At 73.3% G+C, this 26,179-nt stretch carries 27 protein-coding genes; 24 read left to right on the forward strand and 3 right to left on the reverse strand.

What is annotated here, in order from left to right; genetic code table 11:
- The first annotated feature begins 34 nt into the window (after positions 1-34).
- From AC07VC_RS14920 to dapF, 4 genes are read left to right on the forward strand one after another with little or no spacing between them, the layout of a single operon-like run.
- On the forward strand, positions 35-1,141 hold the full coding sequence (locus AC07VC_RS14920; RefSeq protein ID WP_494676144.1) for a regulatory protein RecX: 1,107 nt from the start codon (positions 35-37) through the stop codon (positions 1,139-1,141).
- A 49-nt stretch (positions 1,142-1,190) separates the two neighbouring features.
- The gene (miaB, locus tag AC07VC_RS14925) at positions 1,191-2,765 is read left to right on the forward strand and encodes a tRNA (N6-isopentenyl adenosine(37)-C2)-methylthiotransferase MiaB (protein ID WP_494676143.1); all 1,575 of its coding nucleotides are present in this window, start codon (positions 1,191-1,193) and stop codon (positions 2,763-2,765) included.
- Complete coding sequence (miaA, locus tag AC07VC_RS14930; protein WP_494676142.1) at positions 2,762-3,685, forward strand: tRNA (adenosine(37)-N6)-dimethylallyltransferase MiaA; 924 nt, start codon at positions 2,762-2,764, stop codon at positions 3,683-3,685. The genes miaB and miaA overlap by 4 nt, the downstream gene beginning before the upstream one ends.
- Positions 3,686-3,694: 9 nt before the next feature.
- Positions 3,695-4,573, forward strand: coding sequence for a diaminopimelate epimerase (gene dapF / locus AC07VC_RS14935; protein ID WP_494676141.1), 879 nt, complete (start codon positions 3,695-3,697; stop codon positions 4,571-4,573).
- 72 nt (positions 4,574-4,645) lie between these two features.
- On the opposite strand, the gene AC07VC_RS14940 is transcribed toward dapF, so the two are convergent.
- Positions 4,646-5,272, reverse strand: coding sequence for a class I SAM-dependent methyltransferase (locus tag AC07VC_RS14940; RefSeq protein ID WP_494676140.1), 627 nt, complete (start codon positions 5,270-5,272; stop codon positions 4,646-4,648).
- A gap of 41 nt (positions 5,273-5,313) precedes the next feature.
- Here AC07VC_RS14940 and hflX point away from each other — a divergent pair, with 41 nt between their 5' ends.
- A complete protein-coding gene (gene hflX, locus AC07VC_RS14945; RefSeq protein ID WP_094116174.1) occupies positions 5,314-6,879 on the forward strand; it encodes a GTPase HflX in 1,566 nt (521 codons plus the stop codon).
- Between the two features lie 76 nt (positions 6,880-6,955).
- Here hflX and lexA read toward each other — a convergent pair whose 3' ends face one another.
- Positions 6,956-7,636 (reverse strand): transcriptional repressor LexA, encoded by a 681-nt coding sequence (lexA, locus tag AC07VC_RS14950; protein ID WP_317228828.1) that lies wholly within the window; start codon positions 7,634-7,636, stop codon positions 6,956-6,958.
- Between the two features lie 360 nt (positions 7,637-7,996).
- On the opposite strand from lexA, the gene AC07VC_RS14955 reads away from it, so the two are divergent.
- The 5 genes from AC07VC_RS14955 to AC07VC_RS14975 all read left to right on the forward strand — a co-directional run bounded on the left by AC07VC_RS14955 (position 7,997) and on the right by AC07VC_RS14975 (position 11,332).
- Complete coding sequence (locus AC07VC_RS14955; protein ID WP_317228827.1) at positions 7,997-8,404, forward strand: hypothetical protein; 408 nt, start codon at positions 7,997-7,999, stop codon at positions 8,402-8,404.
- 105 nt (positions 8,405-8,509) lie between these two features.
- Entirely contained in the window at positions 8,510-9,118 is a 609-nt protein-coding gene (hisB, locus tag AC07VC_RS14960) for an imidazoleglycerol-phosphate dehydratase HisB (protein ID WP_494676139.1), read from the forward strand.
- On the forward strand, positions 9,115-9,756 hold the full coding sequence (hisH, locus tag AC07VC_RS14965; RefSeq protein ID WP_494676138.1) for an imidazole glycerol phosphate synthase subunit HisH: 642 nt from the start codon (positions 9,115-9,117) through the stop codon (positions 9,754-9,756). Before hisB ends, hisH begins: the two co-directional genes overlap by 4 nt.
- A 62-nt stretch (positions 9,757-9,818) precedes the next feature.
- Positions 9,819-10,565 (forward strand): bifunctional 1-(5-phosphoribosyl)-5-((5-phosphoribosylamino)methylideneamino)imidazole-4-carboxamide isomerase/phosphoribosylanthranilate isomerase PriA, encoded by a 747-nt coding sequence (priA, locus tag AC07VC_RS14970; RefSeq protein WP_094116171.1) that lies wholly within the window; start codon positions 9,819-9,821, stop codon positions 10,563-10,565.
- A complete protein-coding gene (locus tag AC07VC_RS14975; RefSeq protein WP_494676137.1) occupies positions 10,565-11,332 on the forward strand; it encodes an SseB family protein in 768 nt (255 codons plus the stop codon). The genes priA and AC07VC_RS14975 overlap by 1 nt, the downstream gene beginning before the upstream one ends.
- Before the next feature lie 64 nt (positions 11,333-11,396).
- Here AC07VC_RS14975 and AC07VC_RS14980 read toward each other — a convergent pair whose 3' ends face one another.
- A complete protein-coding gene (locus AC07VC_RS14980; protein WP_317228823.1) occupies positions 11,397-11,879 on the reverse strand; it encodes a DUF1844 domain-containing protein in 483 nt (160 codons plus the stop codon).
- Positions 11,880-12,255: 376 nt separating this feature from the next.
- Between AC07VC_RS14980 and infC the strand changes: the two genes are divergently transcribed.
- The 14 genes from infC (at position 12,256) to AC07VC_RS15050 (ending at position 26,099) form a co-directional block, all read left to right on the forward strand.
- Positions 12,256-12,849, forward strand: a complete 594-nt coding sequence (gene infC, locus AC07VC_RS14985) for a translation initiation factor IF-3 (protein ID WP_015490649.1) — start codon at positions 12,256-12,258, stop codon at positions 12,847-12,849.
- Entirely contained in the window at positions 12,842-13,036 is a 195-nt protein-coding gene (rpmI, locus tag AC07VC_RS14990; RefSeq protein WP_012298616.1) for a 50S ribosomal protein L35, read from the forward strand. The genes infC and rpmI overlap by 8 nt, the downstream gene beginning before the upstream one ends.
- Positions 13,037-13,082: 46 nt before the next feature.
- A complete protein-coding gene (gene rplT / locus AC07VC_RS14995) occupies positions 13,083-13,475 on the forward strand; it encodes a 50S ribosomal protein L20 (protein WP_317228822.1) in 393 nt (130 codons plus the stop codon).
- 65 nt (positions 13,476-13,540) lie between these two features.
- Positions 13,541-14,341, forward strand: coding sequence for a TrmH family RNA methyltransferase (locus AC07VC_RS15000; RefSeq protein WP_317228821.1), 801 nt, complete (start codon positions 13,541-13,543; stop codon positions 14,339-14,341).
- Between the two features lie 174 nt (positions 14,342-14,515).
- On the forward strand, positions 14,516-15,304 hold the full coding sequence (locus AC07VC_RS15005; protein ID WP_396335498.1) for an amino acid ABC transporter ATP-binding protein: 789 nt from the start codon (positions 14,516-14,518) through the stop codon (positions 15,302-15,304).
- Between the two features lie 148 nt (positions 15,305-15,452).
- Complete coding sequence (locus AC07VC_RS15010) at positions 15,453-16,376, forward strand: glutamate ABC transporter substrate-binding protein (RefSeq protein ID WP_317228820.1); 924 nt, start codon at positions 15,453-15,455, stop codon at positions 16,374-16,376.
- Positions 16,377-16,486: 110 nt separating this feature from the next.
- On the forward strand, positions 16,487-17,134 hold the full coding sequence (locus AC07VC_RS15015; RefSeq protein ID WP_094116166.1) for an amino acid ABC transporter permease: 648 nt from the start codon (positions 16,487-16,489) through the stop codon (positions 17,132-17,134).
- The gene (locus tag AC07VC_RS15020; protein ID WP_317228819.1) at positions 17,131-17,955 is read left to right on the forward strand and encodes an amino acid ABC transporter permease; all 825 of its coding nucleotides are present in this window, start codon (positions 17,131-17,133) and stop codon (positions 17,953-17,955) included. Before AC07VC_RS15015 ends, AC07VC_RS15020 begins: the two co-directional genes overlap by 4 nt.
- A gap of 83 nt (positions 17,956-18,038) precedes the next feature.
- Positions 18,039-19,076, forward strand: coding sequence for a phenylalanine--tRNA ligase subunit alpha (gene pheS / locus AC07VC_RS15025; protein WP_317228818.1), 1,038 nt, complete (start codon positions 18,039-18,041; stop codon positions 19,074-19,076).
- A 2-nt stretch (positions 19,077-19,078) separates the two neighbouring features.
- Positions 19,079-21,622, forward strand: a complete 2,544-nt coding sequence (gene pheT / locus AC07VC_RS15030; RefSeq protein WP_494676136.1) for a phenylalanine--tRNA ligase subunit beta — start codon at positions 19,079-19,081, stop codon at positions 21,620-21,622.
- Positions 21,623-21,749: 127 nt separating this feature from the next.
- Positions 21,750-22,799: an N-acetyl-gamma-glutamyl-phosphate reductase gene (argC, locus tag AC07VC_RS15035; RefSeq protein WP_494676135.1), complete on the forward strand. Its 1,050-nt coding sequence runs from the start codon at positions 21,750-21,752 to the stop codon at positions 22,797-22,799.
- Positions 22,796-23,950 (forward strand): bifunctional glutamate N-acetyltransferase/amino-acid acetyltransferase ArgJ, encoded by a 1,155-nt coding sequence (argJ, locus tag AC07VC_RS15040; protein WP_494676134.1) that lies wholly within the window; start codon positions 22,796-22,798, stop codon positions 23,948-23,950. The genes argC and argJ overlap by 4 nt, the downstream gene beginning before the upstream one ends.
- 23 nt (positions 23,951-23,973) lie before the next feature.
- Positions 23,974-24,885 (forward strand): acetylglutamate kinase, encoded by a 912-nt coding sequence (argB, locus tag AC07VC_RS15045; protein WP_181034797.1) that lies wholly within the window; start codon positions 23,974-23,976, stop codon positions 24,883-24,885.
- On the forward strand, positions 24,882-26,099 hold the full coding sequence (locus tag AC07VC_RS15050) for an acetylornithine transaminase (protein ID WP_494676133.1): 1,218 nt from the start codon (positions 24,882-24,884) through the stop codon (positions 26,097-26,099). The genes argB and AC07VC_RS15050 overlap by 4 nt, the downstream gene beginning before the upstream one ends.
- Positions 26,100-26,179 lie beyond the last annotated feature (80 nt).

Genomic DNA, 26,179 nt, shown 5'->3' on the forward strand with positions numbered 1-26,179 from the left:
CGTCGACGGTCGGCCGCCCGAGGACGGACGCACCATGGTCAGATTCCCCTCCGCCGGCGAGCAGGGCACGGGCCCCGGGCCCGATGAGGTCGCCCCCGTCGCCTCCCTCGCGGACCGTCGCTCGCGCAGGGCCGCCGCCCGGCCGCTCGTCGAACCGGCCGACCCTCCGGTCGAGCCGACCGACCCTGTCGCCGGGACGGCCGATGCGCGTGACGGGTCGACGCACCCGTCCCGCGGCCGCACGGTGACCGAGGTGGACGGCATCGTCACCATCGGTGCCGCCGTCGACGCATCCGAGGCCGGTCGCGCCCTGGCGGCGCAGGAGCGCATCGCCGCGGCGCGCCGAGTGCTCGCCGAGGCGGAGGCGCAGGCCTCGCGCGGCACGTCGGCCCCCGAGCCGGCCGCGGGGGCGGGCATCGCCTCCGACGCCGTCGACGGCCGGGACGCCCCGGCATCGTCGCCCGCGGAGGCGGCCGCGGAGGAGATCCCCGCCGCCTGGCGAGCCGAGGAGGAGCGGGCGGAGCGCGCACGCGCCCGCGCTGAGCAGGACGAGGCGTACCGCCGGGACATGATCCAGCTCGAGGAGCAGCGGGTCGAGGACGAGCGGTGCGAGGCGGAGGCGGAGGAGGAGCGGGCGGCCGAGCGCACGCCCGAACGGCAGCGTCGTCGCGCCGACAACGTCCTCGCCAACCGGCTGCGAGGGCGGGGCCTCTCGCTCGCGGAGGCTCGGGACGTGCTCGACGGGGCGGAGATCGACCCGGACATCGCCGAGGAGACCCTCGCACGCTACGTGTCGCTGCAGTACATCGACGAGGCCGCGCTGGCGGAGCAGATCCTGCATACGCACCTCGACCGGAAGGGCCTCGGGCGACGATCGGTCGAGATGGAGATGCGCCGCCGCAAGCTCGACCCGCTCGTCATCGAGGAGGCCATGGCCGAGCAGCCGGACGACGAGCTGGCGCGGGCCACCGAGGTCGCCATGAAGCGCGTCGGGCAGCTGTCGTCGTACGACGACGAGACGGCCGAACGGCGCCTGACGTCGTTCCTGATGCGCCGCGGCTACGGCGGCGGCGTGGTGCGCGATGCCGCGAAGGCGGCGCTGGCGACCCGGCGCGGGTCGTCCCGCGTCCGCTTCCGCTGATCCGGTGCGGGGGAACGGGCCGCGACCCCGCACGTAGGATTGACGGATCATGAGCACCGTCGCCGAGCATGTCCGTGTCGCCGTCCCTCCCGCTGAAGACCGGCCCCGCACGTACGAGGTCCGCACCTACGGCTGCCAGATGAACGTCCACGACTCCGAGCGGCTCACGGGCTCGCTCGAGGCGGCCGGGTACGTCTCCGCCGAGGGAGCGGAGGCGGACATCGTGGTCATCAACACCTGCGCCGTCCGCGAGAACGCCGACAACAAGCTCTACGGCAACCTCGGCCATCTCGCAGGCGTCAAGCGCCGGCACGAGGGCATGCAGATCGCCGTCGGCGGCTGCCTCGCGCAGAAGGACCGCGCGACCGTGCTGGAGAAGGCGCCGTGGGTCGACGTCGTCTTCGGCACCCACAACATGGGCGCCCTCCCCGCGCTCCTCGAGCGCGCGCGCCACAACGGCGAGGCGCAGCTCGAGATCCTGGAGAGCCTCGAGACCTTCCCGTCGACGCTGCCGACGAAGCGCGACGAGATCGCGAGCGGCTGGGTCTCCATCTCCGTCGGGTGCAACAACACCTGCACCTTCTGCATCGTGCCGGCCCTGCGCGGCAAGGAGAAGGACCGCCGGCCGGGCGACGTCCTCGCCGAGATCCAGGCGCTGGTCGACGACGGCGCCGTCGAGGTCACGCTCCTCGGCCAGAACGTGAACTCGTACGGCGTCGAGTTCGGCGACCGCCGGGCGTTCGGCAAGCTGCTGCGCGCCGCGGGCGCCATCGACGGCCTCGAGCGCATCCGCTTCACCAGCCCGCATCCCGCCGCGTTCACCGACGACGTCATCGACGCGATGGCGGAGACGCCCGCCGTCATGCCGCAGCTGCACATGCCGCTGCAGTCCGGATCCGATCGGGTCCTGAAGGCCATGCGGCGGTCCTACCGGTCCGAGCGCTTCCTCGGGATCCTCGACCGCGTGCGCACCCGCATCCCGGACGCCGCGATCACCACCGACATCATCGTGGGCTTCCCGGGCGAGACCGAGGACGACTTCCGGGAGACCCTCCGCGTGGTCGAGGCGGCGCGGTTCTCGTCCGCGTTCACGTTCCAGTACTCCATCCGCCCGGGCACCCCTGCGGCGACCATGGACGAGCAGGTCCCGGCGGACGTGGTGGCCGAGCGCTACGGGCGCCTCACGGCCCTGCAGGAGCGCATCAGCCACGAGGAGAACCAGCGCGTGGTCGGCCGCACCGTCGAGGTGCTCGTCAGCGCCCACGAGGGCCGGAAGGACGGCGACACGCGACGCGTCACCGGCCGGGCCCAGGACGGGCGCCTCGTGCACCTCGACGTGCCCGCGGGCAGCGGCGAGCCCCGCCCCGGCGACGCGGTGCAGGTGGAGATCACCCGCGCGGCGCCGTTCCACCTGATCGCCGACTCGGTAGACCAGGCTCCGCTGCGCATCCGCCGCACCCGCGCCGGCGATGCGTACGAGCGCGCCCAGGCCGACTCCTGCGGCGTGCCGACCCCCACGGTCGGCGCGTCGGCCGGGGGAGCGCCGCGCGTCTCCCTGGGCCTCCCGTCGCTGCGCGTCGGCGACGGCGCCCCGACGGCCCTGCCCCGCCACCCGCACGCGTGACCGGGCTCGTCGCGGTCGTCGGTGCCACGGGGACGGGCAAGTCGGCCCTGTCGCTGGACATCGCGGAGCGGCTCCGGTCGGACGGCCGGAGCGCGGAGATCGTCAACGCCGACGCCATGCAGCTCTACCGCGGCATGGACATCGGCACCGCGAAGCTGCCCGAGGCCGGACGGCGCGGGGTGCCGCACCACCTCCTCGACGTCCTCGACGTGACGGCGGAGGCCACCGTCGCGGCCTACCAGGAGGACGCCCGGGCGGTGGTCACGGACATCCTCGCCCGCGGAGCGGTCCCGATCCTCGTCGGCGGGTCCGGTCTGTACGCGTCGTCCGTGCTCTTCGACTACGCGTTCCCCGGCACCGATCCCGAGATCCGCGAGCGGCTCGAGCGGGAGCTCGCCGAGACGGGGCCCGGCATGCTGCACCGTCGGCTCCGGCAGCTGGATCCCGCCGCCGCCCAGCGCATCGGCGCCCACAACGGACGACGGCTCGTGCGCGCCCTCGAGGTCGTCGAGATGACGGGACCGCAGCCGGAGCGCGCGTCCGCCGAGCCGAGCGCGTGGCGTCCCGCCCGGATCCTCACGCTGACGCTGCCGCGGGAGGAGCTCGTGCCGCGCCTCGACGCGCGTGTGGCGGGGATGTGGGCGGAGGGCCTCGTCGACGAGGTCGCGCGCCTCCTGCCCGCGGGGCTCGCGGACGGAGTGACGGCATCCCGAGCCATCGGCTACGCGCAGGCGGCGCGGCAGCTCGCGGGCGAGCTGAGCGAGGCGGAGGCGGTGGAGGAGACGCGCGCGCTCACCCGCCGGTACGCGCGCCGCCAGGTGTCGTGGTTCGGCCGCTACGCCGACGCGGTGCGCCTCGACGCGCGCGACCCCGACCTCCTCGCGCACGCCCTCGGCGCCCTCCCGGCGGCGCGCCCGTAGGCTGGCGGGATGGCAGACCTGCAGTTCACCAAGGGCCAGGGCACGGGCAACGACTTCGTGCTGTTCGCCGATCCCGCGGGCGAGATCGACCTGACCGACACCCAGGTGCAGGCGCTCTGCGACCGCCACTTCGGCATCGGCGCCGACGGGACCATCCGCGCCGTCCTCTCCCGCCGCATCCCCGAGGGCCGCGCCGCCCTCGACGAGGACCCGGACGCCGAGTGGTTCATGGACTACCGCAACGTCGACGGCAGCCCGGCCGAGATGTGCGGCAACGGCATCCGCGTGTTCACGCTCTTCCTCATCGAGAACGGGCTCATCGAGCTGCCGCCGGGACGCACCGTCGCCATCGGCACCCGCGCGGGCGTCCGCGACGTGCAGCGCAGCGGTTCCGGCTTCCAGGTGGACCTCGGCCGCTGGGCCCTCGCGGGCGGCGAGCCGCTCGTGCGCGCGAAGGACCTCCAGGTCGCCCGGCCGGGCCTCGGCATCGACGTGGGCAACCCGCACGTGGTCGTCGCGCTGTCGAGCGAGGACGAGCTGGCCGAGGCGGACCTCGCGTTCGTCCCCCAGCTGGATCCCGAGCCCGCCGACGGCGCGAACGTCGAGCTCGTGGTGCCCGCCGACCCGCTCGTGGTGGACGGCGTCGGCCACATCACCATGCGCGTGCACGAGCGCGGCAGCGGCGAGACGCTGAGCTGCGGCACGGGCGCGGCGGCGGCCGCCCTCGCGACCCGGCACTGGGCGGGTGCCGCGGCCCCGCACCAGTGGCGGGTGCAGGTGCCCGGGGGCGTGCTCGGGGTGCGGATGTTCCCGACGGAGGACGGCGAGCACGTCGGGCTCTCGGGTCCCGCGGAGCTCGTGTTCGACGGGGTCGTGGCGCTGGCCTGATCCGGCCTCCCGCCTCGGGCGGGCGCGATCCGGATCGCGCCCGCGGCGGGCGCGCTGAGCGGAGCGATGCGGCTAGGCGCCGCTGCTGCCCGCGGCGTGGTGCACCCGCAGCACGCGGAAGCCCTTGTCGGACGCGGCGCGCGTCGTCTCGAGCCCGTCCGGCAGGGTCGCGACGAGCCAGCGCTGCAGCGAGTCGGACCCGAGGTTCCGCTGCACGACGAGCCACGCGTCGGCGTCGGCCGCGAGCCGCGGGAGCCAGTCGAGCAGGATGCCGTGCAGCGCGTCCTTGCCGACGCGGATCGGGGGGTTCGACCACACGGTGGCGAACGACAGCCCGGCGGGAACATCCTCGGGCAGCACGGCGTTGACGTTCTCGAGACCGAGGGACCGGGCGTTCGCCCGCGTCAGCTCGAGGGCCCGCTCGTTCACGTCGACCGCCCACACGGTGGCCGCCGGCGACCGCATCGCGAGATCGAGCGCGACGGGACCCCAGCCGCATCCCACGTCCAGCACGTGCCCCTCCGCCGGAGGGGCCGGGACGTTCCGGAGCAGCACGAGGGTCCCCTGGTCGACGTGCTCGGGACTGAACACCCCGCCCGCGGTCTCGACGTCGACCGTCCGTCCGCCCAGCTCGACCGTGATCGTGCGGGTGCGCAGGGGCCCGGCCGGCGACGAGGAGAAGTAATGCGCGTCGGCCATGCACGGGACGATACCGGACGCCGAGGCTACGATGGGAGCACATGATCACGCACGACGAGCACGACCACGAGTCCGCGGACACGACGACGACGTCCACCGAGACCAGCATCGGGGACGACGTCGTCGCGCGCGTCCTCGCCCGGGCGGAGGAGCGGTCCGCCGGCTACGCCCTCTTCCGCGGATCCGGCGCGCAGGCGCTGTCCGCGAGCCCTGACACCGAGCAGGGATCCGACGGCGACCAGAGCGAGCGGGCCGACCGGCAGGCGCTCCGCCGCGTCGCCGGCCTCTCGACCGAGCTCGAGGACGTCACCGAGGTCGAGTACCGGCAGCTGCGCCTGGAGAACGTCGTGCTCATCGGCGTCTACTCCCAGGGCTCGGTCGACGACGCCGAGAACAGCATGCGGGAGCTCGCGGCCCTCGCCGAGACGGCGGGCGCCGTGGTGCTCGACGGGCTCCTGCAGCGCCGTCCCACGCCGGACCCGAGCACCTACTTCGGCCGCGGCAAGGCGGAGGAGCTGCGCGCGCTCGTCGCCGCCGTCGGCGCGGACACCGTCATCGCCGACACGGAGCTGGCGCCCAGCCAGCGGCGTGCGCTGGAGGACGTGGTGAAGGTCAAGGTCATCGACCGCACGGCCGTCATCCTCGACATCTTCAGCCAGCACGCCAAGAGCCGCGAGGGCAAGGCCCAGGTCGAGCTCGCGCAGCTGCAGTACCTGCTGCCGCGCCTCCGCGGCTGGGGCGACTCGATGTCGCGGCAGGCCGGCGGCCAGGTGGGCGGCGCGGGGGCGGGCATGGGATCCCGTGGTCCCGGCGAGACGAAGATCGAGCTCGACCGCCGTCGCATCAACACGCGCATGGCGCGGCTCCGCAAGCAGATCCAGGCGATGAAGCCGGCGCGCGACACCAAGCGCGCCAACCGCGATCGGCACTCCGTGCCCTCGGTCGCCATCGTCGGGTACACGAACGCCGGGAAGTCGTCGCTCCTCAACCGGGTGACGAAGGCCGGCGTGCTCGTCGAGAACGCGCTGTTCGCGACGCTCGACGCGACCGTGCGGAAGACGGAGACGGACCAGGGGCAGCTGTACACGCTCGCCGACACCGTCGGCTTCGTGCGGAACCTGCCCCACCAGCTGGTGGAGGCGTTCCGCTCGACGCTGGAGGAGCTCGCCGACGCCGACGTCCTGGTCCACGTGGTCGACGCCTCGCACCCGGACCCGGCGGCGCAGCTCGCCACCGTCCACGAGGTCATCGCCGAGGTCGACGCGTCGTCGATCCCGGAGATCGTCGTCTTCAACAAGAGCGACCTCGCGTCGGACGACGACCGCGTCGTCCTCCGCGGCCTCGCGCCGCAGGGCGTCTTCGTCTCCGCCCGGACGGGCGAGGGCGTCGACGAGCTGCGTCGGCGCATCGCCGAGCTGCTCCCGCAGCCCACCATCGAGGTCGACCTGCTGGTGCCCTTCGAGCACGGCGAGATCGTCGCGATGCTGCACGACGGCGCGAAGGTGCTCGAGACCTCGTACGTCGAGGAGGGCACGCGCGTGCGCGCGCTGGTCACGGCCGAGCAGGAGGCGCAGGTCCAGGCCTACGCGGTGGTGCCCGCGAGCTGACCGGCGCCGCCGCGACGCACGAGAGCGGCCGTCCCCCTCGGGGGACGGCCGCTCTCGTGCGCGATGCGGCGCCGGATCAGACGGAGCGCATGACCGCCACGACCTTGCCGACGACCTCGGCGAAGTCCCCGAGGATCGGCTCGAACGCGCTGTTGCGTGGCAGCAGCCAGGTGTGGCCGTCGCGCTGGCGGAAGACCTTGACGGTCGCCTCGTCGTCGAGCATGGCGGCGACGATGTCGCCGTTCTCGGCCGTCTTCTGCTGGCGCACGACCACCCAGTCGCCGTCGCAGATGGCGGCGTCGATCATGGAGTCGCCGACCACCCGCAGCATGAAGAGGTCGCCCTTGCCGACGAGCTGCCGGGGGAGGGGGAAGACCTCCTCCACCATCTGCTCCGCGGTGATGGGGATGCCGGCCGCGATCCGGCCGACCATGGGCACCATCGCGGCGTCGCCGACGGGCGTCGCCGGCTCGCCGCCCTCCGCCGCGCCGGTGCCGGGCAGGTCGATGAGGACCTCGAGCGCGCGCGGGCGGTTCGGGTCGCGCCGCAGGTAGCCGGAGAGCTCGAGCTGGTTCAGCTGGTGCGTGACGCTCGAGAGCGAGGCGAGGCCGACGGCGTCGCCGATCTCCCGCATGCTCGGCGGGTACCCCTGTCCGGCGATGGTGCGCTGGATGAACTCCAGGATCGAGATCTGCTTCTCGCTGAGGCTCTTGCGGCGCCTCGTGGCGCCACCGCCCGCTGCTCGCTCGTCCGCCATGGCACGGTCCGCCTCTCGTCGCCGACGCCTCCGCGGCTCGTCGGCCCGGCGGGCGGACGCCCTCACGGGGGCGATGTCGGTGGTACCCGGTCGAATGGACTCCAGGCACTCGAAACTGTATCCAGCCGAGGCACCCCGGGCAAACACCTGTTCGAGCGTGTCGCGCGTCCGGAGCCCGTCCGAGGCCGATGAGGGCTTGCGGAGGCCGTGATTCGAATGTATGTTCGGAACACAGCTTCGCACCCGGCTCTCCCGGCCGAGAGCCGGGTGCGGGCTGCCCGACCCGCATCGCATGCCGTACCGCACTGCACCGCAGGGCGCGTCGCCTCGACGCCCCACCGTCTCGCACGAGAGGTCACCATGAACACCGCAGCAGCACTCCGCACCGTCACCACAGCCGATGCCACCACGGCCGCCGTCCTCGACGCATCCGCCCCGGAGGCCGCCGTCGCGCCCCGCACGCGCCTGCGTATCACGCGGCGCGGCCGCATCGTCCTCACCGCCCTGGTCGCGGCCCCGCTCGCGCTCGGCGCCGGGCTCGTCGCCCTCAACGGCGGCGCGGCGGTCGCAGCCAAGGACGCCTCGGGCACCACGTTCGAGTACGTGACGGTCTCGAGCGGCCAGTCCCTGTGGGACCTCGCGGAGGAGATCGCGCCGTCCGCGGACCCGCGCGACGTCATCGCCTCGGTCGTCGACCTCAACCGCCTGCCCACGTCGGACGTCGCGGCCGGCCAGCAGCTCGCCGTCCCCGCCGAGTACGCGCACTGATCCTGCGTCCCTCCTCGGCGGCGGGAGGGCGCGGGTCCGCCTCGGCTCCTGGTGGCGGCCGGCACCGGGGCGGGCCCGTCGGGACCGGTCGGTAGCATGGTCATCATGAGCACCCCCGCGCGCACCGCGCACGTCACGCGGCAGACCAGCGAGTCCCGCATCGATCTCCGGCTCGACCTCGACGGCACCGGCGCCTCCGAGATCAGCACCTCGGTCCCGTTCTACGACCACATGCTCACCGCCTTCGCGAAGCACTCGCTGACCGACCTGAAGGTCACCGCCACGGGCGACACCCACATCGACGTGCACCACACCGTGGAGGACGTCGGCATCGTCCTCGGCCAGGCCATCCGCGAGGCGCTCGGCGACAAGTCCGGCATCGCGCGCTTCGGCGATGCGCTCGTCCCGCTCGACGAGGCGCTCGTCCAGTCCGTCGTCGACATCTCCGGCCGGCCGTTCCTCGTGCACTCCGGCGAGCCCGCGGGCTTCGAGATGCACCTCATCGGCGGGCACTTCACCGGGTCCATGGTCCGCCACGTGTTCGAGGCCATCACCTTCCACGCGGGCCTCACCGTCCACGTGACCGTCCTGGGCGGTCGCGACCCGCACCACATCGCCGAGGCGGAGTTCAAGTCGTTCGCCCGCGCGTTCCGTCAGGCCAAGGAGCTCGACCCGCGCGTGTCCGGGATCCCCTCCACGAAGGGCGCCCTGTGACGCGCCCCTCCGTCGTGGTCCTCGACTACGGCAGCGGCAACGTGCACTCCGCCGTCAAGGCGCTGGAGCTGGCGGGCGCCGACGTCGAGCTGACGGGCGACACGAGGCGCGCGCACGAGGCCGACGGCCTCCTCGTCCCCGGCGTCGGCGCGTTCTCCGCCGTCATGAGCGCTCTCCGCGCGGCCGGGGGCGACCGCATCGTCGACCGCCGTCTGGCCGGCGGGCGCCCGGTGCTCGGCATCTGCGTCGGCATGCAGGTCATGTTCGACCGGGGTGTCGAGCGCGACGTGGACGTCGCGGGCCTGGGGGAGTGGCCGGGCACGGTAGACCGCATCGAGTCGGACGTCCTCCCGCACATGGGCTGGAACACCGTGGACGTCCCCGAGGGCTCCGCGCTGTTCGCCGGCCTCGAGGAGGAGCGGTTCTACTTCGTCCACTCGTACGCAGCCAGGGCGTGGGGCATCGATCCGCTCCCCCCGCTCCCCGCGCCCCGGGTGACCTGGGCGACCCACGGCGAGCGGTTCGTCGCCGCCGTGGAGAACGGCCCGCTCACCGCCACGCAGTTCCACCCCGAGAAGTCGGGCGACGCCGGGATCCGGCTGCTCGCGAACTGGCTCGGCACCCTCCGCGCCGCCTGACGTCCTCTCCCGCCGTCGCCGACGGCCCGCACGCCCGCACGCCCGATCCTCGGAAGGTCCCCATGAGCGAGTTCACCACCACGCCCCGCCTGACCCTGCTGCCCGCCGTCGACGTCGCGGGGGGACAGGCCGTGCGCCTCACCCAGGGAGCGGCCGGCACGGAGACCGGCTACGGGGATCCCGTGGACGCCGCCCGCGACTGGGCCGAGCAGGGTGCCGAGTGGCTGCACCTCGTCGACCTCGACGCCGCCTTCGGCCGGGGCGACAACCTGTCCGTCATCGCCCGCGTGATCCGCGCCATCGACGGCGTCCAGATCGAGCTCTCCGGCGGCATCCGCGACGACCGGTCGCTCGACGTGGCGCTCGAGAGCGGCGCGACGCGCATCAACCTCGGCACGGCAGCGCTCGAGAACCCCGAGTGGGCCGCCAGCGTCATCGCGCAGCACGGCGAGGCGGTGGCGGTCGGTCTCGACGTCCGCGGACGCACGCTGTCCGCCCGCGGGTGGACGCAGGACGGCGGCGACATCTGGGAGGTGCTCGAGCGCCTCGAGGACGCCGGGTGCGCGCGCTACGTCGTGACGGACGTGACGAAGGACGGCACGCTCCAGGGTCCGAACCTGCAGCTCCTCCGCGACGTGCTCGAGCGCACCAGCCGACCCGTCGTGGCGTCGGGCGGCGTGTCGAGCCTCGACGACATCCAGGCGCTCCGCGAGCTCGTGCCGCTCGGCCTCGAGGGCGCCATCGTCGGCAAGGCCCTCTACGCCGGCGCCTTCACGCTGGGCGAGGCGCTCGACGTCGCCGGGGAATGATGGCCGGCTCCTCCCCGTCCGCGGACTCGGCCGGGACGCCGTGGGCGGGTCGATCGTTCGAGCCGACCGCCTTCCCCGGCGACGACGGCTCCGCGCCGCCTGCCCTGGCCGAGGCGCTCGCCCGGCACGGTCGCGGTGAGGCGGGCCCGGAGGTCGTCGTGGACGCGCTGCGGGACTCGCGTCTGCTGATCCCGCTCGTCGCCCGCCTGGGCGAGGAGGGCGTCGGCGAGCACGGGCTGACCGTCGACAAGAGCGCCGAGCTGTCCATCATCACGGTCCAGGGCCCGGACGGCCGCACCGTGATGCCGGTGTTCACCTCGGTCACGGCCATGGGCCGCTGGAATCCGGCGGCGCGGCCCGTCCCCGCCGACGCGGTCCGCGTGGCGTTGGCCGCCGCCAGCGAGGAGACCGACCTCGTCGTGCTCGACCCCATGTCCGACACCGAGTTCGTGCTGCGCCGACCCGCCGTCTGGGCGGTCGCGCGATCGCTGCCCTGGATCCCGAGCCCGGAGGACCCCGAGGTCGCCGCCGCGCTGCGGGCCGGCGTCGACGAGGAGCCGGCGGTCGTGTCGCTCCGCACCGCGACGGGGGATCCGCGCGCGCGCCTGGAGGGGCCGGAGCTGGTGATCGAGCTCGCGCTCGTCGACGGACTCGACCGCGCCGCGCTCGACGGGCTGCTCGCACGGCTGCAGGACGCGTGGTCGCGCAGCGACGTGATCGCGCAGCGGGTGGACAGCATGGCGCTGCGGATCACGTCGGCGTCCTGAGGCCCCTGCCGGCGAGGCCCGACCGCGGGCGGATCCTGGTCGGGCGCCGTGCGACGCCGTCCCGCTACGAGACGGGGCCGGTGTACTTCTCGCCCGGGCCCTTGCCGATCTCGTCCGGGTAGGGGGAGGCCTCGCGGAAGGCGAGCTGCAGGGAGCGCAGGCCGTCGCGGAGGCTGCGGGCGTGCTGGTCGCCGAGCTCGGGGGAGGCGGCGGTGACGAGCCCGGCGAGCGAGATGATGAGCTTCCGCGCCTCGGCGAGGTCGGTCTGCGTCGCGGGGTCGTCGGCGAGCCCGCACTTGACGGCGGCCGCGCTCATGAGGTGGACGGCCGTGGTGGTGATGACCTCGACGGCCGAGACCTCGGCGATGTCGCGCGCGTACTGGTCGGCGACGAATCCGGCCGTGTCGTCGTCGGCGACGCCGGCAGCGGCGCCGGTGCCCGTAGCGGACGGGTCGGCGGGCTCCTCGAAGCGGTGCACGTGGGCGTCGGCGGGTCCGGCGGACGCGGGGTCGGCGGGAGCGGCGTCGGGGCGGGGCGAGTCGGTCATGTCAGTCCTCGGGCTCGGTGGCGGTGCCGGATGGCGGCGGAGGCGGCGGGCCCGGTCGACGCCCGCCCTTCCGGGGCGGGGTCGGCGTCTGCTATGCTCGTCGACGGCTCCGGGGTTGTCACAGTCCCGGTTCGAAAGAGGATTGATCTCCCACCCGCGCTTGACCGCCTCCATAGGTTACCGGGTCGATTTCGCTCCCCCGTCCGATGCCGTTCCTCCCGAGGAGCGGCGCACGACGGGAGCCCCGCATCGCGGGCATGGGCGTGTTGCCGAGTACGACGGAACCGTCGCACCCTGGTGAAGAACCCTCCTCGTCTCGAATCCGAGCGGCTCCGAGAGCCGCCGGGCCACCCGAAGACACGAATAGGAGCAGTCCATCAGCGATCCCCGTACCAACGATCGAATCCGAGTTCCCGAGGTTCGCCTCGTTGGCCCAGCAGGCGAGCAGGTCGGCGTCGTATCCATCGACGTCGCACTCCGGCTCGCGCAGGAAGCCGACCTCGACCTCGTCGAGGTCGCGCCCAATTCCAAGCCCCCCGTGGCGAAGATCATGGACTACGGCAAGTTCAAGTACGAGGCCGCGCAGAAGGCCAAGGAAGCTCGCCGCAACCAGGCGAACACCATCCTCAAGGAGGTGCGCTTCCGCCTGAAGATCGACAAGCACGACTACGAGACCAAGCGCAAGCGCGCCGAGGGCTTCCTGCAGGACGGCGACAAGGTCAAGGCCATGATCCTGTTCCGCGGGCGCGAGCAGTCGCGTCCCGACCAGGGCGTGCGCCTGCTCAAGATGTTCGCGGAGGACGTCGCCGAGTTCGGCAGCGTCGAGTCCACCCCCACGATCGACGGCCGCAACATGGTCATGGTCATCGGACCGCACAAGAACAAGTCCGAGGCCAAGGCCGAGGCCAACGCGAAGCGCGACGCCACCAAGGCGAGCGCACGAGAAGCGAGAGAAGAGAACAATGCCTAAGCAGAAGACCCACTCGGGTGCCAAGAAGCGTTTCAAGGTCACCGGCAGCGGCAAGATCATGAAGCAGCAGGCCGGCATGCGGCACAACCTCGAGGTCAAGTCCTCCAAGCGCAAGGCGCGACTCAACCAGGACCAGCCCCTGGCCAAGGCCGACATGAAGGTCGCCAAGAAGCTCCTCGGCCGCTAGGCCCCTCGTCGTCCGCGACACCTGAACTCGAATAGGAATCACTGAAATGGCAAGAGTCAAGAGGGCCGTCAACGCCCACAAGAAGCGTCGGGTCATCCTCGAGCGCGCCGCCGGCTACCGCGGGCAGCGTTCGCGCCTGTACCGCAAGGCCAAGGAGCAGGTCACCCACTCCCTCGTCTACGCGTACCGCGACCGCCGCGCCAAGAAGGGCGAGTTCCGCCGCCTCTGGATCCAGCGCATCAACGCCGCCGCGCGCGCGAACGGCCTCACGTACAACCGCCTCATCCAGGGCCTCGCCCTCGCCGGCGTCCAGGTCGACCGTCGCATCCTCGCGGACCTCGCCGTCCACGAGCCCGCGACCTTCGCCTCGCTCGTCCAGACGGCCAAGGCCGCGCTGCCCGCGAACACCTCGGCCCCCAAGGTCGCCGCGAACGCGTAGCACGCACCGCACCGAACCGCTGATGGCGCGTCCCCTGCCGGGGGCGCGCCATTAGTCTTGGGCCCATGCTCGACAACCCCCGTTCCCCGCGCGTCCGCGGCGTCGCCAAGCTCGCGAAGCGGGACGCCCGCGCCGACACCGGGCTCTTCCTGCTCGAGGGGCCGCAGGCCGTGTCCGAGGCCCTGGCGTTCCGTCCCGACCTGGTGCTCGAGCTCTTCGCGACGCCCACGGCCCTGGACCGGTACCCCGACCTCGCCCGCGCCGTGCGCGAGTCGGGCATCGAGGTGGAGTTCGTGACGGAGGACGTCATCGCCTCCATGGCCGACACGGTCACCCCTCAGGGCGTCGTCGGCGTCTGCCGGCAGTTCCCGACCTCGCTCAAGCAGATCCTGGGCGACGAGCCGCGGCTCATCGCGATCCTCGAGGAGGTGCGCGACCCCGGCAACGCGGGCACCATCATCCGGGCCGCCGACGCGGCCGGCGCCGACGCCGTGATCCTCACCGGCCGCTCGGTCGACCTCTACAACCCGAAGGTCGTCCGCGCGACGACCGGTTCCCTCTTCCACCTGCCCGTGGCGATCATGCCGGAGCTGGACGCGGTGCTCGAGCGCGTGAGGGCGGCGGGCCTGCAGGTGCTCGCGGCGGACGTGAAGGGCGACGACCTCCTCGCCGAGCGCACGTCCGGCGGTCTCGCGGCGCCCACCGCATGGCTCTTCGGCAACGAGGCCCGGGGCCTCCAGGATGAGCACCTCGCCCTCGCGGACCGCGCTGTCGTCGTGCCGATCTACGGGCAGGCGGAGTCGATGAACCTCGCCACGGCAGCGTCCGTGTGCCTGTACGAGTCCGCGTTCGCCCAGCGCGCCTGAGGGCGTCGAGCCGGTTCCCGGCCGTCTGCCAGGGCGCGTCCGTGGGGCGTCCGCGTGCGCGCGCGACCGGTCATCTCCCGGTCTGACCGGCGGAAAGGCCGGCCCCGCGTCACGAGTGGGTGACGATGCCGCCCGGAAACGCGGACGAAACACCGTCACGGATATGGTGTTCGCATGGAGCCGAGCCACACGGCGGACCGCGCCTCGAACGCCGCAGCAGCGGTGGGCGAGCCCCTGGTCGTCGTCTCACACGTCAACAAGCACTTCGGGGACCTGCACGTCCTCAAGGACATCTCGACCACGGTGAACCGCGGCGAGGTCGTCGTCGTCATCGGCCCCAGCGGGTCGGGCAAGTCCACGCTGTGCCGGGCCATCAACCGGCTCGAGACCATCGACGACGGGACCATCTCCATCGACGGCGAGGACCTCCCGTCGGAGGGCGCGGAGCTCGCGCGCCTCCGCGCCGACGTCGGCATGGTGTTCCAGTCGTTCAACCTGTTCGCGCACAAGACGGTGCTCGAGAACGTGACCCTCGGGCCCATCAAGGTCCGCAAGAAGGGCAAGGCCGAGGCGGAGAAGCGGGCGATGGAGCTCCTCGACCGCGTCGGCGTCGCGAACCAGGCCCAGAAGATGCCCGCCCAGCTCTCCGGCGGCCAGCAGCAGCGCGTCGCCATCGCCCGGGCCCTGGCCATGGACCCGAAGCTGATCCTCCTCGACGAGCCGACCTCCGCGCTCGACCCCGAGATGATCACCGAGGTCCTCGACGTCATGGTCGGCCTCGCCAAGGACGGCATGACGATGATGGTCGTCACCCACGAGATGGGCTTCGCCCGCAAGGCCGCCGACCGCGTGATCTTCATGGCCGACGGCGCCATCGAGGAGGACACCACCCCGCAGGCGTTCTTCGACGACCCGCAGAGCCCCCGCGCGAAGGACTTCCTCTCGAAGATCCTCGCCCACTGACGCGCGCGGAGGGCACGCGCCCTCCCGCTCACCGCCCCCGGTCGCCGTCGAGGCAGGCCCGTCCGGGTGCCGCACGACCCGCACCACCGCACCACGCGCGATCCCCCTCGCATCCGTCATCCACCTCACCAGCAGAGAAACGGGAACCATGAAGCACAGGAACCTCTCCATCCTCGCGGCGGCCGCCGCGGTCGTCGTCGGCCTCACCGGCTGCGGCGCGGCCGGCAGCGCCTCCGGCGGAGCCGTCGACGCGGGCACCGACGCCCCCGCCAACGGCGACGGCCCCTACAAGCTCGAGCTCGCCGAGGACCCCACGTTCGACGAGGGCACCACCATGGCGCGCCTCGCCGAGGCCGGCTCGATGAAGGTCGGCACGAAGTTCGACCAGCCGCTGTTCGGCCTCGCGGGCCTCGACGGCAAGCCCGCCGGATTCGACGTCGCGATCTCGGCGCTCATCGCCAGCAAGCTCGGCATCGGCTTCGACGACATCCAGTTCACGGAGACGGTCTCGGCCAACCGCGAGCCCTTCATCCAGAACGGCTCGGTCGACGCGGTCGTCGCGACCTACACGATCAACGACAAGCGCAAGGAGGTCGTGGACTTCGCGGGCCCGTACTACGTCGCCGGCCAGGCGCTGATGGTCCTCGCGGACGACACCGAGATCAACACGCCCGAGGACGTCCGCGGCAAGCAGGTCTGCTCCGTCGCCGGATCCACCCCGGCCGCGAACATCGAGGCCACGTTCGGCGCCGTCGTCGTGCCGACCGACGTCTACAGCAAGTGCCTCGACCCGCTGCGCAACGGCCAGGTCTCCGCGGTCACCACCGACAACGTGATCCTCTCCGGCTTCATCGACCAGAACGAGGGCGAGTTCAAGCTCGTCGGCGACGGCGAGACCTTCACGGAGGAGCCCTACGGCATCGGCATCGCCAAGGACGACGAGGCGTTCCGCACGTTCATCAACGACACGCTGCAGGAGGCCTACGACGACGGCACCTGGGCGCGCCTGTTCGAGGCGACGGCCGGCACGGTCATCGACACGCCGGAGCCCCCGGCGATCGACCGCTACTAGCACCACCGGGTCCCGCACGCCCCGCGCGTGCGGGACCCGTCCCTGTCCGGGGTCCCCGTGCCCCGACCCGACCCGCCCGGCCCCGCCGGTGCCCAGCCAGGAGGTGTGCCGTGGACGTGATCCTCGACAATCTCGACGTGTTCCTGCGGGGGTTCGGCGGCACGCTGCGCCTCCTCCTCACCACGGTGCTCTTCGCGCTCCCGCTCGGGGTCGTGATCGCCGCCATGAGGATCTCGCCCGTCGCGAGCCTCCGCGCCACCTCCACCGTCTACGTCGAGCTGCTGCGGAACACCCCGCTGCTGCTCGTCTTCACCTTCTTCAGCGTCGTGATCACCTCCATCTCGGGCGCCCTGCCGTTCATGACGGCCGCGGTGCTCGCGCTCACGCTGTACACGGCGCCGTTCTTCGCCGAGGCGATCCGGTCGGGCATCAACAGCGTCCCCGTCGGCCAGGCCGAGGCGGCGCGCAGCATCGGGCTGACGTTCTCGCAGACGCTGGGGCACGTGATCCTGCCGCAGGCGCTCCGCACGGTGGTGCCCCCGCTGATCAACGTGATCATCGCGCTCACCAAGAACACGTCCATCGCGGGCGCCTACTTCATCTACGAGCTGTTCAACGTGGGCCGCGACGTCGCGAACGCCAACGGGAACGCGGTCGTCTGGGTGTTCGTCGGCGTGGCGTTCTTCTACCTCATCATCACGGTCCCGCTCGGCCAGCTGGCGGACCACCTCGAGAAGCGAGTGGCGGTCTCCCGATGAGCCAGGTCCTCTACGACGTCCCCGGTCCCCGTGCCCGCCGGCGCTCGCGCATCCTCTCGATCGTCACGGGCGTCGTCCTCGTCGCCGTCCTGGCCTTCGCCGCCGTCCGCCTCCAGCAGGCCGGGCAGTTCAGCCCCGACATCTGGCTCGTGCTCAACGACCCGCTCGTGTGGGGCCTGCTGCTGAAGGGCCTGTGGGTCGTCCTGCAGTCCGCCGCAGTCGCCGCCGTGCTGGCGATCCTCCTCGGCATGGTGCTCGCGCTCCTGCGGATGAGCGAGCACCGGGTCGTCCGCTACGCGGTCACGGTCGTGCTCGAGTTCTTCCGCGGCATGCCGGTGCTGCTGATGATGCTGTTCATCTACCTGATCTTCCCCATCGGCCCGTACTGGTCGGTCGTCACGGCGCTCACGCTGTACAACGGCGCGATCATCGGCGAGGCGCTGCGCTCCGGCATCCTCGGGCTGCCGCGCGGACAGCGCGAGGCGGGTCTCGCCATCGGCCTGCGCCCGCTGCAGAACCGCCTGCTGGTCGAGTTCCCCCAGGCGTTCCGCACGATGCTGCCGATCATCGTCGCCCAGCTCGTGGTCCTCATCAAGGACACCGCCCTCGGCACGATCGTGAGCCTCGTGGGCCTCACCAAGCAGGGCGAGCTGATCCTCGAGGCGACGAGCCGCGCGAACTCGCTGCCGATCTTCGTGGTCATGGTGGGCATGTACCTCGTCCTGAACCTCACCGTGTCGACCATCGCCCGACGCCTCGCCCGGAAGCGCGGACCGCGCATGGCGAAGACCGTCGCCGCGGGGACCTCGCAGGGCGCGTAGGCGCCGGGAGCGCGCTCGTCGCCGCGCCCCTCCGGCCCGGCGCGGACGGGGAGCGGGGTGCCCGATCGGTAGACTCGGGCCTCATGTCCGAACCCCAGATCTCCGAGGAGAGCGTCGGCGCCGCCGTCGAGCAGGCGCTGGCCGCGCTCGCCGCGACCACCGACTCCGCATCCCTCGCGCAGGCGCGCACCGCCCACATCGGCGAGGCCTCCCCGCTCGCCCGGCTGAACGGATCGCTCCGCTCGCTGCCGCCCGAACAGCGCAAGGACGCCGGCCGGCTCGTCGGCCAGTCGCGTGCCCGCGTCACGCAGGCGTTCCAGGCGCGGGAGGCGGAGATCCAGGAGCAGGAGGCCGCCGCGCGCCTCGTCGCCGAGGCCGTGGACGTCACCGCGCTGCCGAGCCGCTGGCGCGCGGGCTCGCGGCACCCCCTCACCATGCTCGAGGAGCGCATCGCCGACATCTTCGTCGGCATGGGCTGGGAGGTGAACGAGGGCCCCGAGCTCGAGAGCGAGTGGTTCAACTTCGACGCCCTGAACTTCCCGCCGGACCACCCGGCGCGTGCCATGCAGGACTCCTTCTACGTGGACCCCACGGACGCGCACCTCGTGCTGCGCACGCACACGTCGCCCGTGCAGATCCGCACGCTCCTGCAGGACCGGCTGCCCGTCTACACGATCGCGCAGGGACGCACCTTCCGCAGCGACGAGCTCGACGCGACCCACACGCCCGCGTTCCGCCAGGTGGAGGGCATCGCGATCGACCGCGGCCTCACCATGGCGCACCTCCGCGGCACGCTCGAGCACTTCGCGCGCTCGATGTTCGGCGACGAGGCCCGCATCCGGCTGCGCCCGAACTACTTCCCCTTCACCGAGCCGAGCGCCGAGATGGACGTCTGGCACCCGGCCGCCGCGGGCGGACCGCGCTGGATCGAGTGGGGCGGCTGCGGCATGGTGAACCCGAACGTGCTCCGCTCCGCCGGCATCGACCCGGACGAGTACCAGGGCTTCGCGTTCGGGATGGGCACCGAGCGCACCCTCATGTTCCGCAACGACCTCTCCGACATGCGCGACATCGTCGAGGGCGACATCCGATTCGGCGCGCAGTTCGGGATGGTGGTGTAGTCGTGAGGATCCCGATCAGCTGGCTCGGCGAGCACGTCGAGCTCCCCGCGGGCGTCAGCCCCGAGGACGTCCACGCCTCCCTCGTGAGGGTGGGCCTCGAGGAGGAGGACGTGCACGCGTTCCCGATCTCGGGTCCCGTCGTCGTCGGGCAGGTGCTCGAGGCGACCCCCGAGCCGCAGACCAACGGCAAGACCATCAACTGGTGCAGCGTCCGCGTCGCCCCCGAGGGCGCCGCGGCGGCCGACGGCGGCGGCGACGTCCGCGGCATCGTCTGCGGCGCGCACAACTTCGTCGTCGGCGACAAGGTGGTGGTGAGCCTGCCGGGCGCCGTGCTGCCCGGCCCGTTCCCCATCTCCGCGCGGAAGACCTACGGGCACGTCTCCGACGGCATGATCGCCTCGGCCCGCGAGCTCGGCCTCGGCGAGGAGCACGACGGGATCCTCGTCCTGTCCGCCCTCGGCCTCGACCCCGAGGTCGGCACGGATGCGCTCGCGCTCCTGCACCTCGACGACCGGGCCGTCGAGGTCAACGTCACGCCCGACCGCGGGTACGCGTTCTCGATCCGCGGCATCGCCCGCGAGTACGCCCACGCCACGGGGGCGGCGTTCACGGACCCGGCCGACGCGCTGGCGCTCCTCACCGCGGATGCGCCCGCCACCGGCGTCGACGTGCGCGTGGACGACGCCGCGCCCCTCCGCGGCCGCGTCGGATCCGACGTCTTCGTCACGCGCGTCGTCTCCGGCGTCGACGTGTCCCGCCCCACCCCGCCGTGGATGGTCTCGCGGCTGACCCTCGCGGGCATCCGCTCGATCTCGCTCGTCGTCGACGTCACCAACTACGTCATGCTCGAGCTCGGCCAGCCGCTGCACGGCTACGACCTCGACCGGCTCCAGGGCGGCATCGTCGTCCGACGCGCCGCCGAGGGGGAGACGCTCGTCACCCTCGACGGGCGGGAGCGCGCGCTGCATGCGGAGGACCTCGTCATCGCCGACGACTCGGGGCCCGTCGGGCTCGCGGGCGTCATGGGCGGCGCGGCCACGGAGATCGGCGCGGACACCCGCCGCGTCCTGATCGAGGCGGCCGGATTCGACCCCGTGTCGATCGCCCGCACCGCCCGCCGCCACAAGCTGCCGAGCGAGGCGTCCAAGCGCTTCGAGCGCGGCGTCGACCCGCGCATCGCGCCCGCCGCGGCGGCCCGTGCCGTGCAGCTCCTGGAGGAGCTGGCCGGCGGTCACGCGGAGGGCCTCGGCTCGATCCTCGACACCACCACGGCGCCCGCGGCCATCGAGCTGCCGCTCGGGTACCCGGCGTCGCTCGTCGGCGTCGACTACACGGCCGACGAGGTGCGCCGTGCGCTCGTCGACGTGGGCTGCGCCCTGGAGGAGCGCGACGGCGTGCTCGCCGTCACGCCGCCCACCTGGCGTCCGGACCTCCGGCACCGCGCCGACCTCGTGGAGGAGGTCGCGCGCATCGTCGGCTACGAGCGGATCCCCGCCGTGCTGCCCGTCGCGCCTCCCGGCCGCGGTCTCACCACGGCGCAGCGCCTCCGCCGCCAGGCCTCGCTCGCGCTCGCCGCGGGCGGGCTCGCCGAGGTCATGGGCTCCCCGTTCGCCTCCGAGGCGCAGAACGCGCGCTTCGGCGCCGCCGACCGCGAGGACGCCCCCGCCGTCCGGCTCGCCAACCCGCTCGACGTGGCGTTCCCGTACCTGCGTCGCTCGCTGCTGCCCGGCCTCATCGACATCGCACGGCGGAACCTGTCGCGCGGATCCACCGACCTCGCGCTCTTCGAGGCCGGCACCGTGTTCCTCCCGTCCGCGGGGGTGGCGTACGGCTCGCCGCAGATGCCGCCCGGGGCCGCGCGTCCCGACGCGGACGCCCTGCGGGGTCTCGACGCGGGCATCCCGCCGCAGCCGCGCCACGTCGGCGTCCTGATCCTCGGCGACGCCGTGCCGAAGCAGCCGGGCACCCCCGCGCAGCGCGCCGGGCTGATCGACGCGCTCGACGCCGTGCGGCAGCTCGCGCACGCGGTGGGCGTGGAGATCCGGTTCGAGCAGGGCGCGCACCTGGCCATGCACCCGGGGCGCACTGCCGCGGTCGAGGCCGTGACCGCGGACGGCCCGGTCATCGTCGGCTTCGCGGGCGAGCTCCTGCCCGCGCTGGCCGCGGAGCTCGACCTCCCCGACCGCGTCGCGCTCGCCGAGGTCGACCTCGACCGGCTCGTCGCGCTGGCGGGCGGCACGGTCGACGTGCGCCCGCTCACGTCCATGCCCGTCGCGACGCAGGACCTCAGCCTCGTGGTCGGGCTCGAGGTGCCGGCGGGGGAGGTCCTCCGCACGGTCATCCAGGGCGCCGGCGAGCTGCTGGAGTCCGCCCGCCTGGTGGACGACTACCGCGGCTCGGGGGTGGCGGAGGGCGCACGCTCGCTCACGTACGCGCTCCGGTTCCGCGCTCCCGACCGCACGCTCACCGCCGCCGAGGCCAGCGCGGCCCGCGACGGGTCCGTGCGGCTCGCCGCCGAGCGCTTCGGCGCGACGCTCCGCGAGTAGCGGCGGCTCACCCGGGCGCCGCCGAGGCGTCGTGCGGGCGGGCTCCTCCTCCGGAGGGCCCGCCCGCGCTCGCGTCCGCGCCCCGCCGCCGACGGGGCGCCTCCCGCACCGGCACTAGATTTGATGCATGTCATTCTCAGTCGCCGTCGCGGGCGCCAGCGGCTACGCGGGCGGGGAGCTCCTCCGTCTGCTCGCCGACCACCCGCGCCTCGAGGTCCAGACGCTCACCGCCTTCCAGAACGCGGGCGAGCGTCTGCGCCAGGTGCACCCGCACCTCACCTCGTACGCCGACCGCACGTTCGTCGAGACCACGGCGGAGCAGCTGGCCGGACACGACGTCGTCTTCCTGGCGCTGCCGCACGGCAGGTCGGGCGCCATCACGGCCGAGCTCGACGACTCGACGCTCGTCGTCGACTGCGGCGCCGACCACCGGCTGGTCGACGAGGGCGCGTGGGACGCGTTCTACGGCGGCGACTTCGCGGGCGCCTGGCCGTACGGGCTCCCCGAGCTCCTGCACGCGGAGGAGGGCGGCACCCAGCGCACGCGCCTGTCCGGCGTGAAGCGCATCGCGGTGCCCGGGTGCAACGTCACCGCCATCACCCTCGGGCTCCAGCCCGGGATCCGCGCGGGCGTCATCGAGCCCGAGGACGTCGTCGCCGTCCTCGCGGTCGGCCCGTCCGGCGCCGGCCGGGCGCTCCGCACGAACCTCCTCGCGAGCGAGGTCCTCGGATCCGCGAGCGCCTACGCGGTCGGGGGCACCCACCGCCACACGCCGGAGATCCGGCAGAACCTCGAGACGGCGGGCGGCCGGCGCGTGAGCGTCTCCTTCACGCCGGTGCTCGTGCCGATGGCCCGCGGGATCCTCGCCACGGCCACCGCGCGCCTCGCCCCCGGCTTCTCCGCCCACGACGTGCGCGCGGCCTGGGAGCTCGCCTACGCCGACGAGCCGTTCGTGCACCTCCTGCCGGAGGGGGCGTTCCCGAACGTGTCCGACGTCACCGGATCCAACACCGCCCTCGTCGGCCTCGCCATCGACGAGGCCGCGGGCCGCGTCGTCACGGTCACCGCGATCGACAACCTGGTCAAGGGCACGGCGGGCGCCGCGATCCAGTCGGCCAACATCGCCCTGGGGCTGCCCGAGGGCATGGGCCTCCCCGTGAACGGCGTCGCCCCGTGAGCGTCACCGCCGCGCGCGGCTTCGTCGCCGGAGGGGTCGCCGCGGGCCTCAAGTCCACGGGTGCGCTCGACGTCGCCCTCGTCCGGAACCTCGGTCCGTCGCAGGCCGCGGCCGCCGTGTTCACCAGCAACCGCTGCCAGGCGAACCCCATCCTCTGGTCGCGCCAGGTCATCGGCGACGGGCTCGTGAGCGCGGTCGTCCTCAACTCCGGCGGCGCCAACTGCTACACGGGCTCCCGCGGCTTCCAGGTGACGCACTCCACGGCGGAGGCGGTCGGCCGCGCGCTCGACGTATCCAGCGGCGACGTTCTCGTGTGCAGCACGGGCCTCATCGGCGAGCAGCTCCCGCTCGACCGGCTCGAGGACGGGGTCGCGCGCGTCGCGGTCGCGCTCGCCGAGGACGGCGGGGACGACGCCGCGCGCGCCATCATGACCACGGACACCCGCCCCAAGCAGTCGATCCGCGCATCCGACGCCGGCTGGACGGTGGGCGGGATGGCCAAGGGCGCGGGCATGCTCGCGCCGGGCCTCGCCACCATGCTCGTCGTGATCACCACCGACGCCGACCTCGACGCCGCCGCGCTCGACGCGGCGCTGCGTGAGGCCACCCGGGTCACCTTCGACCGGCTCGACTCCGACGGCTGCATGTCGACCAACGACCAGGTGACGCTGCTCGCGTCCGCCGCCTCCGGTGTCGTGCCGGACGCCGCGGAGTTCCGGACCGCGCTCACGGCCGTCTGCGCCGACCTCGCCGAGCAGCTGCAGGCCGACGCCGAGGGCGCGTCCCACGACATCGCCATCGAGGTCGTGCACGCGGCCGACGACGCCGACGCCGTCGAGGTGGGCCGCGCGGTGGCGCGCAGCAACCTCTTCAAGGCCGCAGTGTTCGGCAACGACCCCAACTGGGGCCGGGTGCTCGCGGCCGTGGGCACCACGGGCGCGGCGTTCGACCCGTACGGCATCGACGTCGCGATCAACGGCGTGCAGGTCTGCCGGGCGGGCGAGCCGCACGAGAGCCGCGACCTGGTCGACCTGCACCCGCGGTCCGTGCGCGTCCTGATCGACCTCCACGCGGGCGACGCGACGGCGACGATCCTCACCAACGACCTCACGCACGACTACGTGCACGAGAACAGCGCGTACGCGAGCTGATGGCGGACGCAGACGGGACGCACGTGACCGGCATCACCCAGGAGGACGCGGACCTCGACCAGGCGCAGGCCGAGTCGAAGGCGGCGACGCTCATCGAGTCCCTGTCGTGGCTGCAGCGCTTCCACGACCGCATCGTGGTCGTGAAGTTCGGCGGCAACGCCATGGTCGACGAGGACCTCACGCGCACGTTCGCCGAGGACGTCGTCTACCTCCGCTACGCGGGGCTCCGTCCGGTCGTCGTGCACGGCGGCGGGCCGCAGATCAGCGCCATGCTCACGCGCCTCGGCATCGAGAGCGAGTTCCGCGGGGGATACCGCGTCACCACTCCCGAGGTCCTCGAGGTCGTCCGCATGGTGCTCACCGGGCAGGTGAGCCGCGACGTGGTGCGCGGCATCAACGCGCACGGCCCGCTCGCGGCCGCCGTCTCCGGCGAGGACGCGGGCCTGTTCACGGGACGCCGCCGCGGCGCGGTCGTCGACGGCGTCGAGGTGGACCTCGGCCTCGTGGGCGACGTCGTGGCGGTGGATCCCACGGCCGTGCTCGCGCAGCTCGACGCGGGGCGCATCCCCGTCGTCTCCTCCATCGCGCCCGACGAGTCCGACCCGGGGGTGTCGCTGAACGTGAACGCCGACGCCGCGGCCGCCGCCCTCGCCGTCGCGCTCGGCGCCGAGAAGCTCGTGATCCTCACCGACGTCGCCGGCCTCTACCGGGACTGGCCCGACCGCGGCTCGCTCGTCTCCGACATCCGCGCGGACGAGCTCCGCGCGCTCCTCCCGACGCTCGAGTCGGGGATGATCCCCAAGATGGCGGCGTGCCTCGAGGCCGTCGACGGGGGAGTGCCCAAGGCCGCCATCATCGACGGCCGCATCCCGCACTCGATGCTCCTCGAGATCTTCACCACGAACGGAATCGGAACGGAGGTCGTGCCCGCATGACCACGACGCAGCCAGAGCGCCGCACCACGCAGACGGAGAGCGAGTGGTCCGACCGCTTCCAGACGGCGATGATGCGCTCCTCGCCGCCGCCGCTCGCCATGCTCGTGCGCGGCGAGGGCTGCCGCGTCTGGGACTCCACGGGACGCGAGTACCTCGACTTCCTCGCGGGCATCGCCGTCAACTCGCTCGGGCACGCGCACCCGGCGCTCATCCGCGCCGTCACGGCGCAGGTGTCCACGCTCGCGCACGTGTCCAACTACTTCGCGACGCCGCCGCAGATCGCGCTCGCGGAGCGCCTGCGCCGGATCACGGGCGCGGGCGACACCGGCCGCGTCTACTTCGGCAACTCGGGGGCCGAGGCCAACGAGGCCGCGTTCAAGCTCGCCCGTCGGAACGGGAGCGACCGGCGCACGCGCGTCATCACGCTGCAGGGCTCGTTCCACGGCAGGACGATGGGCGCGCTCGCGCTCACGGGGCAGCCCGCGCTGCAGGCGCCGTTCCTGCCGCTCCCGGGCGGGGTCGAGCACATCGCGCCCACGCTCGAGGCGCTCGAGGCCGCCATCGACGACCGGGTGCAGGCGCTCGTCCTCGAGCCCATCCAGGGCGAGGCCGGCGTCGTCGACCTGCCGGCGGGGTTCCTCCGCCGGGCCCGCGAGCTCACGCGGGAGCACGGCGCGCTGCTCATCCTCGACGAGATCCAGACGGGCGTCGGCCGCACGGGCCGCTGGTTCGCCTACGAGCACGAGGGCGTCCGCCCGGACGCGGTCACCATCGCGAAGGGCATCGCGGGCGGCGTCCCGATCGGGGCGCTCGTCGCGTTCGACGCGGCGGCCGACCTCCTCACCAAGGGCCAGCACGGCTCCACGTTCGGCGGCAACCCGCTGGCCACGGCGGCCGGCGACGCGGTCCTCGCCGAGATCGAGGAGGCGGGGCTCGTCGAGAACGCGGCGCGCCGCGGCGAGGAGATCCGCGCCGCCATCTCGGGCCTCGAGTCGCCGCTGATCGCGGAGGTCCGGGGCCGGGGCCTGCTCATCGGCGTCGGCCTCCACCACGAGGACGGCGGGCGCATCGCGGCCGCCGCGCTGGGCGAGGGCCTCATCATCAACGCGCCGAACGCCCGGAGCCTCCGCATCGCGCCGCCGCTGATCGTGGGCGACGCCGAGGTGCGCGACTTCCGCGAGCGGTTCGGGCGGGCGCTCGGCCACCTGCGCTGACCCCGCGGGGGCCGGTCCGCCGCCCGGCGCGGGCTCCCCTGCACCGCCGCGCGGATCGCACGCCGGGCACCCCCGCGCGG

It is taken from the genome of Clavibacter sp. GW821-FHT01D01 (assembly GCF_059422605.1).

What these genes read in the sequence shown, in the direction of transcription:
- AC07VC_RS14920 (WP_494676144.1), top strand. Translation starts at nt 35, where the DNA reads ATGGTCAGATTCCCCTCCGCCGGCGAGCAGGGCACGGGCCCCGGGCCC.
- miaB (WP_494676143.1), top strand. Translation starts at nt 1,191, where the DNA reads ATGAGCACCGTCGCCGAGCATGTCCGTGTCGCCGTCCCTCCCGCTGAA.
- dapF (WP_494676141.1), top strand. Translation starts at nt 3,695, where the DNA reads ATGGCAGACCTGCAGTTCACCAAGGGCCAGGGCACGGGCAACGACTTC.
- AC07VC_RS14940 (WP_494676140.1), bottom strand. Translation starts at nt 5,272, where the DNA reads ATGGCCGACGCGCATTACTTCTCCTCGTCGCCGGCCGGGCCCCTGCGC.
- hflX (WP_094116174.1), top strand. Translation starts at nt 5,314, where the DNA reads ATGATCACGCACGACGAGCACGACCACGAGTCCGCGGACACGACGACG.
- lexA (WP_317228828.1), bottom strand. Translation starts at nt 7,636, where the DNA reads ATGGCGGACGAGCGAGCAGCGGGCGGTGGCGCCACGAGGCGCCGCAAG.
- AC07VC_RS14955 (WP_317228827.1), top strand. Translation starts at nt 7,997, where the DNA reads ATGAACACCGCAGCAGCACTCCGCACCGTCACCACAGCCGATGCCACC.
- hisB (WP_494676139.1), top strand. Translation starts at nt 8,510, where the DNA reads ATGAGCACCCCCGCGCGCACCGCGCACGTCACGCGGCAGACCAGCGAG.
- priA (WP_094116171.1), top strand. Translation starts at nt 9,819, where the DNA reads ATGAGCGAGTTCACCACCACGCCCCGCCTGACCCTGCTGCCCGCCGTC.
- AC07VC_RS14975 (WP_494676137.1), top strand. Translation starts at nt 10,565, where the DNA reads ATGGCCGGCTCCTCCCCGTCCGCGGACTCGGCCGGGACGCCGTGGGCG.
- AC07VC_RS14980 (WP_317228823.1), bottom strand. Translation starts at nt 11,879, where the DNA reads ATGACCGACTCGCCCCGCCCCGACGCCGCTCCCGCCGACCCCGCGTCC.
- rpmI (WP_012298616.1), top strand. Translation starts at nt 12,842, where the DNA reads ATGCCTAAGCAGAAGACCCACTCGGGTGCCAAGAAGCGTTTCAAGGTC.
- rplT (WP_317228822.1), top strand. Translation starts at nt 13,083, where the DNA reads ATGGCAAGAGTCAAGAGGGCCGTCAACGCCCACAAGAAGCGTCGGGTC.
- AC07VC_RS15000 (WP_317228821.1), top strand. Translation starts at nt 13,541, where the DNA reads ATGCTCGACAACCCCCGTTCCCCGCGCGTCCGCGGCGTCGCCAAGCTC.
- AC07VC_RS15005 (WP_396335498.1), top strand. Translation starts at nt 14,516, where the DNA reads ATGGAGCCGAGCCACACGGCGGACCGCGCCTCGAACGCCGCAGCAGCG.
- AC07VC_RS15010 (WP_317228820.1), top strand. Translation starts at nt 15,453, where the DNA reads ATGAAGCACAGGAACCTCTCCATCCTCGCGGCGGCCGCCGCGGTCGTC.
- AC07VC_RS15020 (WP_317228819.1), top strand. Translation starts at nt 17,131, where the DNA reads ATGAGCCAGGTCCTCTACGACGTCCCCGGTCCCCGTGCCCGCCGGCGC.
- pheS (WP_317228818.1), top strand. Translation starts at nt 18,039, where the DNA reads ATGTCCGAACCCCAGATCTCCGAGGAGAGCGTCGGCGCCGCCGTCGAG.
- argC (WP_494676135.1), top strand. Translation starts at nt 21,750, where the DNA reads ATGTCATTCTCAGTCGCCGTCGCGGGCGCCAGCGGCTACGCGGGCGGG.
- AC07VC_RS15050 (WP_494676133.1), top strand. Translation starts at nt 24,882, where the DNA reads ATGACCACGACGCAGCCAGAGCGCCGCACCACGCAGACGGAGAGCGAG.